Raw genomic sequence first — 14,236 nt, forward strand, 5'->3', positions numbered from 1 at the left:
GGAAAACGTCCTACCGGGACTCTCTTTATGATAGCCAATGCTATCCTTTTATATTTTTTAACTGTTAAAGATCTTTTTTAGCTGTATATCGATATCAGAAGCAGTGGGGTTTATTAACACCACATTACCCTCAGCATCCAGCACAATTGCAAACGGTACCGACTGGATACCTAAGGCATTCATCATCACTGATGCATCTTTACCGTCCTCATATCTATCTATCCCCTGCTCCCATGGCATTGCTTCTTTAAGCATGGCATTTTTCCAGGCCTTACTGTTCTGGTCGATTGAAATGCTAACTATCTCAAATCCTTTAGCGTGGTATTGCTTATATAATGCTTTAAGGTGCGGAATAGCCGCCCTGCATGGCATACACCACGAAGCCCAAAAATCAACCAGTACCACTTTGCCCTTAACCGATGACAATTTGATAGATTTCCCATCGGCCCTTTGTAACTCAAAAACCGGCAATGGTTTTCCAACTATTAAGTTTTGACCAGAGGTAATCGTATCCTGCTTTTGGGATGATAAAGCCTTTCCGTCTGCCTTCCATCCGGTACTTAGCGCAATTGCTACCGGTGTTACCAACAACAACCTTTTAAAATTTATTTTCATTTGGCTGGATTATAAAACCTGTATTTCAATTATTTTTCTTTTTGGCGGGAAACATTTGTTGTTATCACAAACCTGGTAGTAAAGCCCACATTTAATTACCATACCCGGTTTTAGCGAGGCTGAATTTATTTCCGTTTTAAATGTTGCCTTATCTTCCCAAATAAACATGCCTTCACCTCCGGTAAATGGTACCCCGGCCGATGCCTGCCACTCGCTGCTTGTTATACCTTTGGGCAGCTCGATAGTGGGCTGCGCGGTAATAAAAGGGCTATCTTTGGGCACGTACGCATAAATATGCCAGCCTTGTAAAATATCGGCTTTAACAACTACTTGTTTTTTCCCGTTTGCATCATCAACCAGGGTGGCGCTCACTATCACCGGATCTGTGCGAGTTGGTACTGTTCCCGCGTTTGCAGTTTTAATGTCGCCTGTTGGAGCGGGTGTAATTGCCGCCGTTTCTGTTTTATAGGTATTCACCATGAATTTAAAACCGCCGGCTTCGGTATAATAAAGGTTGGATTTGTTTTTGGTTAACCATGTACGCCATTCCTGAGCTGATGTGAATTTTTCGGTAGTATATCTTTCCAATACCCTTTGGGCCAGGGCAGGCTCCTCCCCTTTCTCAAGCATGCTGATACATTTTTCAAGCAACTCAATTTTACGGTTAGAGATTCCCAGCTTTTTTGCATCCTCATCAACCTGCAACGAATAAGCATCAACTGGATAAAAGTATTCGAGATTATCCCGATAATACTTATGATAAGCCTCTACGTTGGTACCAAACATATCATACATGCCGCTGCCGGTCCAGCTTTTGAGGTAATCGTCAAAGCTTTGTACGTCGTCGGATACGGGCATCATTAAAAACGCCTCGTTACCTTTACCAATATCCTCGCCTTTTGCCTTACGGTCTTTAAGCTCCTGCTGCATTTTAAGCAGGCGGGCGTTGCCTTCTTTCCTGGCTATCAGCGTTTTTTGGTATAAAGCTTTATCACTACGGTAAATCATTTCATTTATCCACTCACGATTCTCTATTTGCACTTTTTTCATGATAGGTGCCCGGTGATCAAACTTTTTGATGTAGCAAACGGTGTTCACAAATACATCTTTAGCTTCATCAGTCATGTGATTGGGCGAAGCAGAAAATCCCCACATAAAATAGTTCCCATGCCTGCCTAATGCAACTGCTTCAGCATTTTTTAAACAAACGCCGCCACTTATAGCTTCGGCATCCGGCGAATCATTAAATCCTTCACCGTGTGCCACCATGCCAATAATGTATTTATCCTTAGCTGCAGGATCTTCTTTGATCACCTTCCATATAGGCAGTTCCTTGGGCGTGGTTGCACCCTGAAAACCGTTAAAAAAAGAACCCGGTGTAGGCCTGTTAACCAGTGTTAACTTCACTTTTAGGGGGGTATTAAATATGGCGTGACTGGTTTTGATATTCAGCGCGTCCTCCTCCAAACACTGGCAATACCAATCAAACTTAAGTCCTATCGGCATACCCACATCAGGGGCCAGCTGATGCATTAAAACTATAGGCCTGTCAAAATTGGCAGGTAATTTTATAGGGCCTGCATCAGCAATGGTTACATCAACATTAGCAGACATTGAGGCATCGTAATCTCTCACATCCACTACATCAACTTTCTCAAAACGCCTTTCTAAAAATGCCTTAAAATCGGCCATACGGGTTTTCCAGGCTTCATCTACTGCACCTGCGGCTGTGCTGTAGTATGTAATATGATCAGGCTTGGGTTTGGCCGGATCATAACCTACATATAAAACATGGAGCGCTATTTTACCCGCTCCATGTTTTATGACACTACTAAAAGCGGCGGCGCTAAACATAACGCAAAGCAGCAAAGCCAATGTGATCTTTTTCATATCTGTTTAATTAAAAAGTTCGGCAAGTTTGGTATTCAGGGATTCATCGCGCAGGGTATTGCCGATGATCTTACCGTCTTTGTCAAGCAAAAAGCTTTGCGGTACTGCCCTTACACCATATAAACGGCCAACAGCATTATTCCAGCCTTTTAAATCAGAAACCTGGATCCACGGCAAACCATCTTTGGCAATAGCGTCAACCCATTTTTCCTTTACATTATCAAGCGAAACTGAGATGATCTCGAAACCCTTGTCCTTATAAAGTTCGTATTGCTTTTTCAGGTTGGGATTACCTGCACGGCAGGGCGCACACCAACTTGCCCAAAACTCAACCAAAACATATTTGCCCTTTAAATCGCTCAAAGAAACCGGCTTTCCGCTTACATCGTTTTGAGTGAAAGCAGGAGCTTGCTTTCCAATAGCAGTGATACCGGCAGCCTGAATACGTTGCTCAAGCTCCTTACCTACATCGGTACTGCGCAACGATGCATTAAGCGCTTTAAACACAGGGCCAACTTTATCAACATCAACCTTGGTACCTGCCGATTCGGACAAGCCTACCAAACCAAAATATGAGTTAGGATTATTTTTGGCGAAGAGAAATTGCTTTTCATTTCTATCGGCAATGTTTTTGCGATAACGTGCGTCAATAGCTTTTACAAAAGCAGTATCTTTTTGCTGCTCTGGCGTGGCGCGTGAAAATTCGGCATTAACGGCTTTGGTTAAATCCATTATGGTACCGCCGATTTGCTTATTGTAAGCCTGAAACTCATCATACACTTTTGAGCCGGTAACTTTGGCGTTTACCAATGAATCGGCCGAGGTGTACACCATGTTCTCCTTACCGAAGTAAATGTAAACCACATCGGCATTAGGGGCATAAATAGCGTGCTGCTTGCCCTGGCCGGTATGATCAAATGCCATGCGACTGGTAGTTATACCTGATATATTGCCTGTAAATTTGAATGTACCGTTTACAACCACACTTGAATCTTCATGGCTTGTGCCATTATCCATATAATCGATGTAAGCTTTGGCAGGTTTATCCAGTTTACCGATATGACCGGTAATGCTGAAGTTGGTTTTCTGAGCCATGCTTACCGCAGGCAAGAGAATGGCGATAGCCAGAAATCGTTTTTTCATTTTTCTATTTTTTAAGCTTTAAAAGCCGTAAACATTTATTAGTTGAATTAATTAAAGAGCTGGATTTTTGCTGTAAGCAGCCCAAAGCTCATCAACCGTTTTGCCTGTTAAAGTTTTCCAGGTTTGATCTGAATAAGTATTATCGCGGCAAGCGGCATTTAAATCTTTTACTATACCTGCTTTTACATGCTTATCAAGCCAAACCAGGAAGCGAGCAGTTATGCGGTAACTGCCTGTATAGTTTTGATCTGCGCTATAATCGGGCAAGGACCAACCGGCAGCAGCATTGTCGACGCCTAATGTATACCGGGCATAATCGGCAATCCCTTCAACCAACCATCCGGGATTACTGCCTGTATAGGCCTGTACAATGTGCATTACCTCATGGGTAACCACATCCAGGTCTGTAGGCGTGGCGAGCATCCATTTAGGATTAATACGCACGATGGCGTTCCCCGTTTCGGCAACTCCGGTGTACGATGGATCGATGTTGAAATGAACCTTTATAGCCGTTTTGGGATTGTAAATTGACGCCTCCTCTGGATAAACCTTAAAAAAGGCGTCAATCATCCTGTCTTTTACCTTGTTACCGGCATCCGTAGCAAAATCGGGCGAATAATTGGTGAAGATCAGGGTGTATGAGCCTTTGGTTACCGAATCCTGCGACAGGTAGTCATGAAAAACGGGCTTAGCCTGCGGTTGATCCTGATCATCAGCCAGTTTGTTTTTATAGCATGCGCTGGTTAAAGTCATAGCTGTGGCCATCAACACAAAAACTTTCATGCTGTTATTTAATATTTTCATATGGTTTTTATAGGTTACTTTCTTATCTGATCACTATGTCTATTGGTTCGCCAGGTATTCCGGTTATTGTTTTGGTGATGTTGCCGGTTTTAGAAACACTTATGTCAAGCGTGTAAACTGCCCCATCTGCACCCACTGTTAGGGTATTATCATCCAGGCTGATCTTCATCATGGATACCTTTTTACCCCCAAAGTCTGCGTCGAGCTGTCTTATATCTTCGTTAATTGGGTTATAGCGGTAAATTTTCCCTTTTGATGAAAAATAAAACACGTTTAAGCTGTTCACCACCCACCTGGTATCATCATCAATTAAGGCGCTGCCTTTAAATATGCGTTTGCCCAGCCCTTTAAATGTCCGGTCATCGCCCATAGGGTAGCTAAAACTTAGTTCGGTTATGGTACCTGTCGCAGTTTTAAAGAAAGCGTATGAAGGGCCCCCTTCGGTGGGCTTCATGAATAACAAATTATCGTATCCTACATTTTTAGGATCAAAACCGGTACTTGCAGTATCAATTTTATAATTGGTGCCAGAGTAAGTACCATCGGATCCAAAGGTGATGAAGGCTTTTCCTTTAACATCATAACCGATAAAAAATGAGCTGCCGTGGGTAAAATATTTCGACATGGTATAATCGCCACCTTGTTCGTTGGCAAATTTGCCGTAATCATCAGCAAACGGAGCTGTTGAGGATACTCCCACATATAGCTTACCGTTGATAACCCCTGTTGGCACTGTTCCCATTTGTACAGGTCCTAAAAACGGCTCCAGGTAACCTGTATTGATGACAGCCGGCGGCGAGAAGAATTGCGCTGCAAAATCTGTCCGTTTTAACAAGGTACTGGCATCAAGCACCACCCCGCTTTTATTAGGATCGTTGCTTAGCACCCAATATTCCTCTTTGGTATTAGGCTGGTAAGGCAATGGTTTTGAATAATACAGCTCAACCGGATTGATAGGTAAATCGTCTTTATTAAGTGATTTATAGATATCGCCCAACATCGTTTTATCCGGTTTTACAAATGATAGTTTGGTAACCCCGTTGTCATTGCTCAACACAATACTCCCTGCCGAAAACTGGGTTGTACCGGTTATTTTAAACACAAAATTATAAAACAATCCGTTTCGTTTATCAGTAATGGTAAGCTTGCATGCCCTATCGCCAGGGCCTAAATTGTAAACCATTTTTAGGGGATAACCCTTATACACTGCTTCACGAAGTTCTTCCTGAACGGTGATGTGCCATTCAAAATCAAGGTCCTTAAGCGGATCGGCACCAGCTAAAGTGATCTTTGGCTGTATAGTAAGCGTATCGCCAAGCAAGGCAGGAAAGGTTTCATTATTAAGGCCGGCAACTACCGGCTCTGAAGGTGGCGAGTATACATAATTACCCGGGTCTTTTTTACATGAAGTATAAAGTACCGTTATGAACACCAATATAGCTATAGATTTTAATTTCATGACCTAAGTGTTTAATTGATAATAATCTGTTGACCATTTTCATCAACGAAAAAGTACCTGTCTGCAAGAGCGTAATACCTGAGGTAAAACTTCTTATCGGGCGCAGAAGAATTATAAAAGTCATAATCCTTGCTCCCGTCAGTCCTTTTGGTAAGCACATAGCCTTTTTCAGGGTATCGTGCAACCCATGCAAACGGATCATTAACAAATGTTTTCATGTTGTCGAGATAATACAACGTACGCGGGATTTGCAGATAAGCGTTAGGTTTTGACATATCAACTAAATCAATAGTCCCCGATGAGATCAGGAACAACTGATGTTTTATCCTGCTGTAAGGGCCAAGGTTCCCCATCCAGTAAATCCACCAGGCAGGTTGCTCCAGTCGCGCCGAATAAAGGATAGATTTAGTCCTTAACATAGCTGGTAACAACGAGTTAAAATCCGGCCCACCCGAAACCTGTATAGTTAACATCACCGATTTATTTGCAAGCTCAGGATCATTATTTTTGATAATAACAGGTACTTTAACAGTACCCGAATCGGCAGGCATAGTGTATGATGATTTAAGCGCCTCGTAATGCAAGCCTGTTTTGGCTGTGGTTGATGTATCCACAATGCTTAGGGCAAACTTGCGTTCGCTTTTTGATCTTTGGCCCGAAATTATTACCGGTACCCAAACAGTATCCTGGGCCAGGGTTGGGTTATAGGCAAAGGAATAAGTTAACACAGATGTGTCTTGACTACCATCTTTATTCTTATAATTCAAATAGATATTATCCCTTGAGCCATAAGTAAGCAATTGGTCTTTTTTGCAGCCAACAAAAGCCGCAACTACCAATAAAACATAAAATATATTTCTTTTCATTGTTATAAATGGTTTGGGATCAATTGTTATAAGCCGCTTCGTCGTCGGGGATCGGGAATACATAAATGCTGTTTGATGCAGGATAGATTTGGCCGCTGGCCGCCACTATATCAAGGTTCAACCGCTTATACATGTAAAATATCTGGCTCTCACCGTAAAATTCCTTGCGGGCATCTTTAACAAGCTCGTTCATAAAAGCCGTTTTGCCTAAAGTTGCAGGTAGCAGATCAATTATACCACGGTGTGTGCGTACGGTATTTAAATAGTCAATGGCTTTGGTAGGATTGCTATCGTAAATGGCCTCAGCTGCTATATAATAAGCTTCGGTTAAACGAAACCCCGGGGCCATCAGCGGGTGCAAATTATTTAGAGGCGAACTGTTCACCAAATATTTAATCAGGTAGCTGCGGTTTGGTGTTACATCCGTGGCGGTAAAAAACCATTGTCTGTAGCGCCAGTCTTCTGCACCCACGGTACTTTTTTCATAAATATTATCTAACTGCAGCGGTGTTGGCTGATATTGCGCAACATTGGTTGCACTGAACAGCGTAACCAGGGCATTTCCGTCATTGGCCTGAGGTGCATACCAGCCAAATACCAGTTCGTTGTAAAATACCCGATCTTTTTGCTCAACATTATTGTTAAAGGCATCGTCTTTTTGTGTCCAGGGGAATTTGTTGGCGTTTATTACATCGTTTGCATTAGAAAGGGCATTTTGATAATCGTTTTTGTACAGGTAAACCCTCGCAAGCTCACCACATACCGCGTAATAATTAAGCCTGTGCCGGCGGTTTTGCAAAAACAAGCTACTAACCGCTGTTTCTGTTTGTTTTGGGCCTGTATATCCACTGGGATAGGCTTTATTGGGATACCCAACAATATATGCAGGAGAAAGAATAGGGTCAGTATTGCTTAGCAGCGTACGCGCGTTACGCAAATCGATGATGACATAGTTAAGCACATCGCCTACAGATGAAAATGGTGTGCTTTTGATACTAACATTAGTTACATATGGTATGCCTTTAGCGTTTGGATTGTACTTGTATGAAGCGCCAAACATGCGCAAAAGATCAAAATGCAGGTAGGCACGCAATGCCAGGGCTTCGCCCTTTATAATGGCGTAATTATTACCCGAAAATACAGTCTTTTGCTTATCAATTACCTGTAATATCTCGTTACAGTTACCTATCGCATTATAAACAGACGACCAGATCTGGCTGTTTTTGTCTTTCAAGATACTTTGATTGTATTGAAAAGACGCAATCTTTTGAAAATCGGTATTTGAAAACGAGTAGTTCTGTGCCATGATATCAAGGTTACTGAACGTAAGGTTACCTGCATAAAGATCTGTCTTTGTGCACCTTGCATAAACACCATTTAATGCTTCTTCAAACCCATCTTCGGAAGTGAATAGCTGCTCTTTAGTTACATCAGATTCTGGTTGTACATCCAAAAACTTTTTACATGATGTGAACACCAGCAATGGGATTATAAAAATTAAATATCTCTTCATGGTTATGTTTTAAAATGAACCCAGTAATGAAAATGTTAAGCTGCGGGCAAAGGGATAATTAATACCACGCTCGGCCTGAATAGTTGAAGCCCTGAAAATATCGTTAGCTGTTGCTGCCAGCCTCAGATTTTGAAGCCCAAGGCGTTTAATGGCCTGCGGTTTAAAATCATACGAAAAGTAAAGCGATTGCAACTCTATCAGGTTATCCTTTTGCACAAACCGCGATGACACGTAGGTATCGGTGAGATCGGCAATGTTTTTGAAAAACGTGTGATCACCCGGTTGTTTCCACCTTTGCTCAAGTACGCGGCTATCAACGTTATAACGCGGGTCGGCATTTTCAACCCTGTCAATAAGGGTTTGGTTAAAGGCCTGGCCACCAAAACGGTAATGAAAGCTAAAGCTCATCATAAACCTTTTGTATGATACCGTGCTACCAAAAAAACCTTCGGCCTTTGGAGTGGTATTGCCTACATCCTGTATGTCCTTAACATCCCAGTTATAGGTTAATGTACCATTCTTTTTCACCAGGATCTCTTTGCCGTTCTCAGGATCGATACCTAATGATTTAACAGCATAAATGGTGTTCAGTGATTTACCTTCAACATAACGGGTAAGTGGTGTTGAGAAGGCATTATTATCCGTATTGGTTTGAAAATTATCTATGTTATTATTGAACGCTTTAAGTGCGTCAGAGATTTTAACTATCTTATTAACGTTATGTGCAAGGTTACCAGTTACGTTTATGTTCCAATCTGTAGTGTGAAAAACCTGGGCCACCAGATATAGTTCATAACCTTTATTCGACATATCGCCAAGGTTATCTTTATACGTATTGAAACCTGTTGACGGTGCAAGGTTGATATCGGTGATCAAGCCTTTAGTAAGTTTGTAATAATACCTTGGGGACAGTACTACTTTATCTTTAAATAAACCAATGTCCATACCGACGTCGGTAGTTCGGGTTTTTTGCCATTCCAAATTGCTGTTACCATACCCCAATATGGTGGCGCCAATACCTGTTGAATACCAGTGCTGAGTATCATACGAGTAAATAGACCGTGACTGATATGCCGGGAAACTGATAGAGCCAAGGGTAGCGATACTCCCTTTAAGACGCAGCTGGCTTATTACGTTTGAACCTTGCAAGAAATTCTCTTTATGAATATTCCACCCTATACCTAATGACCCGAATGGTGCATAGCGCCTGTCAGCACCGAAAGCTGATGAACCGTCTACCCTCACTGATGCATCCAAAAGATACTTATTTTGGAACGCGTAGTTGCCCGAAAAGAAAGCACCTGCTGTTCTTGTTTTAGTTACATCGCCATAAGGGGCCGAATTTTCTTTATAAGTACGGGCGAACCCAATATTGGTAAACCTGTCATTTGAGAAACCTTGTGCTGAAAACGATTTAATATCGGACTTTGAAGCCAAAATATTAGCGCCTAAAACGAGGTTGAAATAATGATCGCCCAATTGCTTGTTATAGTTAATGGTTACGTTACCATCAAGGTTAAGGCTGGCGTTGGTGCCATAGTCATAAGTGCCCCTTGTATTCAACTTATCTAAAGCAACGTTGTAAAAAACACTACTTAGCGGCGATACATAAGCATCAGTTGTTGAATTGGTTTTGTTAACGCTCATTAATGCCTTCAAGCGCAATCCTTTGGTTATTTTATAGTCGGCAGAGAATGATTCCAATATCTCCGTGTAAGCTGCCTTATTAAAACTACTCAGGCTGGCCTCATACAAAGGGTTAAATATATTTTCGGTAATATATTGGTCAGTTCCCATACGACCGGTATTTACACGCCAGTTGGCAAGTTCCTGTACTAACCTGCCCGTACTATCCCTTATCGGGAAATATGGATTGGCATTTACATAGGTAGAAAAATCGCCGTAAGGTGAATTAACCTGGTTGACCTGGGTAATGGTAAGATCATTCCTGATGATCAACTTTGAACTTGGATTATAAGTAAAATTAACACCACCGCTATAGCGCGTGTTGTCAGATCCCTTCATTACACCTGGTTGGGTCTGGTAACGCAGATCGATACCATACCTGAACGACTGATCGCCGCCCTGTGCATAAACCGAATGCTTTTGCTGATAGGCATTTCTTAAAGGTTGTGACAACCAATAAGTATTAACACCGCTCGCCACATTTTTTAATCGCGTGAACAGCTGAGCGTCAAGCTCATCTTGTTTTGTATCACCGCTGGTAGATGTTTGGGTATCATATAAACCAACAAGTTGTTCATAGGCTACCTTTTGCTTTGCGTTAAGCACATGATAATCGGACAGGTCGGGGCCGTTGAAGGTAAGTTCGTAATTGTATGATAGCTGCAGTTTTCCTGCAACGGGTGCTTTAGTAGTAATAACCATTACACCATTGGCGGCCCTTGAACCATAAACCGCGGTAGCAGCACCATCTTTTAATAAGGTAACTGATTCAATACGGTTGATATCAAGGTCAACTACTTTTTGAAGTGATACTTCAAAGCCATCAAGGATAAATGCCGGCAGATTATAATTGCTTGAAAGATTATTACGATCAAGTATATCATCGCTTATGGAAGGGATAGCTGTGGTACCCCTCACATTGATCTTTGGCAGTTTATTCGGATCAGAACCGATAAGGTTATTATCAAGTACTTTAAACGACGGATCAAACGAGGCTATACTTTTGATTACGTTTTGCGGGTTATTACGCTTCAAATCAGCACCGCTTACCGTGATGGCATTACCGGTGTAGTTATCCTTTTTGATAACTTGGTACCCCGTAACCACAATGTCTTTAATGTTATTAATATCAGGCAAAAGCTTCACTACAATCGATTGGCCTGCCACCACCTTAACTTCTGCCGATTTGTAGCCCATAAACGAGAATATTAATGTTTGCCCTGCATCTGCCTGTACATTAAATTCCCCTTTATCATTGGTTTGGCCTATTACTCCCCTGCCCCCTTTAAGAGCAATGTTTACGCCTGGTAAAGTGGTTTTACTCACCGAATCCAACACACGCCCGCTCACCGGAATCTTGCTCATAGGCTCAACCGGTGCCGGCCGCGGCTCAGGTATCTTATTTTGAATCACGATGGTTTTAGATACGATGGTAAAACTCAGATCAAAATCTTTAAGACACGCGTTAAGCACATCAACAAGCTGTGTGTCATGAAAATCGGCATCAACTGTTTTGCCTTTTAAATTCACTTTCTCGCTATAAAAAAACAAATAGCCGGTTTGACGCTTTATATCCTTAAAAACCGATTCGAGGCTTTTACTTTTACCAGATATAGTCACCGTTTGAGAATAACTTGCAGCGGATAAGTGTAACGCGCCAACAAGCAATAGTATAGTGGTGAGTTTCAATACTAATAAGAATTTGCACTTTACCCCCCGTATTGCGCATACGGCGTTGTAAAGAAAAGTTAATTTCATATTTTTGAATAAGATTGGGTTAATAAAATGCAGCTCAGGGCTTCGACATCTTGTGCTGCCTGACCTATTTAAAACCGGAAGCGGTGAGAGGCTTCCGGTTAATTTTTGGCCTGTTAATGAGAATTGTATCTGAGATTTATCGTAGTTGTTTTTCCATTAAGTTTTGTTTTAGTGATTAGCATTTAGTTTGTTTAGTTGTAAGTGAGTATAAAGTTTAAGGTTAAATTATTTACCGTAGGATACCTTTACTGTTTTGCCCTCCACCGCAAACTTCATGTTGTTAAGCTCCAGGATCCTGAAAACATCGGCCAGGTTGCTGCTCCTTGAAATCTCGCCGAAAAATTTCTCGGTTGGCATATCGCCTTCGTAAACCACATCAAGATCATACCAGCGGCTTACCTGGCGCATTACCTCGCGGATATCCTCATCTGCAAATGAGAATACACCGTTTTTCCAGGCCACTTCCTTATCAATGTTTACCTGCTGCTTGCTGATAGCACCATTGCCGCTCCTATCAATTACAGCCTGTTCGCCGGGAACAATAAGTATTGAACTTGTTGCTGATGTTACCTTTACCGAGCCTTCCAACAGTGTGGTTTTAACCAAGCCCTCATCAGCATAAGCATTGATATTAAAATGCGTACCCAATACCTCAATAGTTTGCAAGGCAGATTTTACCCTGAATGGCATTGCTCTATTCTTAGCCACTTCAAAGTATCCCTCGCCATTGAGCGTTACTTCACGTTCTGCTCCTTTAAACACAGTTGGATAAGTTATTGACGATGCTGCGTTAAGCCATACGTTAGTACCATCGGGCAGGATGATCTTGTACTGGCCGCCTTTAGGTGTGGTAACCGTATTTTGAGCAACCTGATCCTGCCCTGTTGCGTCGGCCTGGTAAACGATCTGCCCATCGGCCGTTTTGCTGATTTTTACGCCGGCCTGTTTAGCTATTTGCCCGTTGGCAGCATCATCAAGCGATATGGTTGTACCATTGGCTAAAGTAAGTGTCGCCTTGTTAGTGCCGGGCATTATACCTTTGTAAGTATTTGCGGCAAAATTATCGGCCTTATGAGTATTATGAATAAAAAAGTAAGCACCAACCGAAATAAACAACAGAATTGAGGCCGCCACGGCATACGTGATCCAGCCAGATCTTGAAGACATCATAACCGGCTTTTTTTGGTATTGTGCTATCCTTTCATCAACGTTTGCTTTAATGGCATCTTTCAGATACAAGTAGTCGGCCTCATTTTCATCAGTAATGAGGTCATTGTTTAAATCAAACAGGTTATAATACGACTCCAGGAAATTAATTTCTTCCGGAGTAGCCTCGCCAAGCCTGTATTTTGTTAGTATTTGTATAAAATATTGTTTGTTCGCCTCGTCCATTTACATCCTTTATATATACATGAGTCGGCAAAATGAAAATAGCCCATGTTAATTGAAAATATTTTTAATGTTTTATTTAAAAACAATGCACGTTTAAAGCCATAATGATAAAATATCAGCAACAAACCATCATTATTGATAAAAATAACGTATTATCATTAAAGAAAAAACGTTTTATCAACCTCTTTGATAAAAATAAAGCAATACATGGATTAAGAAAAGTGATTTACGAAGTGTAGCAAGCGCCTTCCCCATCTGATTGCGGACAGTTTTGGGTGAAATTTCCAGTTGATCGGCAATTTGTTGGCTTGAGAGGCCTTCATTAAAGCGCAAATTGAATATAATGCGTTGCTGAGGCGGTAAAGTATCTATAAGCTCATTAAAAGCTTTCAAAAATTCGTCGTGAAGTACATTAGCATCGGCACGCCCCAATGTGCTTTCGATCTCCTGGGCGGTATCGGGCAGCGCTGCATAGCGCGACTCCTTTTCCATGTACTTGAAAACACCGTTGCGGGCTGCAACCAGCAAATAAGCCGGTAAATTTTCAATCGGTGATTGTGATCCGCGTACCCACAATTGTACAAAAACATCCTGAGCTACATCCTGCGCCCGCTCGGTATCATTGAGCCTTTTGTATGCTGCATTATAAACCTGTTTCCAATACTTATTATATAAAGCATCAAACGCGGGCTTATTTCCGTTGCTAATTAAGTTTAGAAGTTCAGTGTCGTCGGCTGATAAATCAAGGGGAGCCATGTGTTATTTAAATTTCCTATATATTCCAGGTTAGTTTACACAAACATCATGGTGGTTTAATGCTTAGTTTATGCGTTAAATCCAAATATAGAAATTATCCGGTAAATAAAATTGGCAGGCTTACGTTAGCTTAATTTTAGTTGCGAAACGTCAAAAACAAAGAGGGCCTGACCGTTTTATCCTGGGTATTTGGTCAGGACCCCACAGAAAAAAATCCATCTCAATAAGTGAGATCAATCACAAACTTTAATACTACTATGCGCTTTACGAAAAGGCGCGGAGGGGCCTTAAAAAATTAATGCGCAACTTTCATCTTTCGATAAAGGTTGCGCATTTGCTACTTTCCACCACAAA

10 protein-coding genes are annotated in these 14,236 nt (G+C 41.7%); all 10 read right to left on the bottom strand.

The features are described 5' to 3' along the window. Positions 1-57 precede the first annotated feature (57 nt). A complete protein-coding gene (locus BMX50_RS31130) occupies positions 58-615 on the bottom strand; it encodes a TlpA family protein disulfide reductase (protein WP_091220593.1) in 558 nt (185 codons plus the stop codon). A gap of 9 nt (positions 616-624) precedes the next feature. After that, positions 625-2,505 (bottom strand): protein-disulfide reductase DsbD domain-containing protein, encoded by a 1,881-nt coding sequence (locus tag BMX50_RS31135; RefSeq protein WP_091220594.1) that lies wholly within the window; start codon positions 2,503-2,505, stop codon positions 625-627. A 6-nt stretch (positions 2,506-2,511) separates the two neighbouring features. Beyond that, positions 2,512-3,648 (bottom strand): TlpA disulfide reductase family protein, encoded by a 1,137-nt coding sequence (locus BMX50_RS31140; RefSeq protein WP_091220596.1) that lies wholly within the window; start codon positions 3,646-3,648, stop codon positions 2,512-2,514. A gap of 51 nt (positions 3,649-3,699) precedes the next feature. After that, positions 3,700-4,452 carry a basic secretory protein-like protein gene (locus BMX50_RS31145; protein ID WP_208864840.1) on the bottom strand — a complete coding sequence of 251 codons (753 nt, stop codon included), beginning with the start codon at positions 4,450-4,452 and terminating at the stop codon, positions 3,700-3,702. Positions 4,453-4,474: 22 nt separating this feature from the next. Next, complete coding sequence (locus tag BMX50_RS31150) at positions 4,475-5,911, bottom strand: PKD-like family lipoprotein (RefSeq protein WP_091220597.1); 1,437 nt, start codon at positions 5,909-5,911, stop codon at positions 4,475-4,477. An 11-nt stretch (positions 5,912-5,922) separates the two neighbouring features. Beyond that, a complete protein-coding gene (locus tag BMX50_RS31155) occupies positions 5,923-6,777 on the bottom strand; it encodes a DUF4843 domain-containing protein (protein WP_167668157.1) in 855 nt (284 codons plus the stop codon). 19 nt (positions 6,778-6,796) lie between these two features. Further along, positions 6,797-8,290: a RagB/SusD family nutrient uptake outer membrane protein gene (locus BMX50_RS31160; protein ID WP_091220599.1), complete on the bottom strand. Its 1,494-nt coding sequence runs from the start codon at positions 8,288-8,290 to the stop codon at positions 6,797-6,799. 9 nt (positions 8,291-8,299) lie between these two features. Further along, entirely contained in the window at positions 8,300-11,734 is a 3,435-nt protein-coding gene (locus tag BMX50_RS31165; RefSeq protein WP_091220602.1) for a SusC/RagA family TonB-linked outer membrane protein, read from the bottom strand. A gap of 225 nt (positions 11,735-11,959) precedes the next feature. After that, the gene (locus tag BMX50_RS31170) at positions 11,960-13,126 is read right to left on the bottom strand and encodes a FecR family protein (protein ID WP_091220604.1); all 1,167 of its coding nucleotides are present in this window, start codon (positions 13,124-13,126) and stop codon (positions 11,960-11,962) included. Between the two features lie 177 nt (positions 13,127-13,303). Beyond that, positions 13,304-13,882 (bottom strand): RNA polymerase sigma factor, encoded by a 579-nt coding sequence (locus BMX50_RS31175; RefSeq protein WP_091220605.1) that lies wholly within the window; start codon positions 13,880-13,882, stop codon positions 13,304-13,306. Positions 13,883-14,236 lie beyond the last annotated feature (354 nt).

The sequence above is a fragment of the Mucilaginibacter gossypiicola genome (assembly GCF_900110105.1).
In the GTDB taxonomy this organism is placed as follows: Bacteria; Bacteroidota; Bacteroidia; order Sphingobacteriales; family Sphingobacteriaceae; genus Mucilaginibacter; species Mucilaginibacter gossypiicola.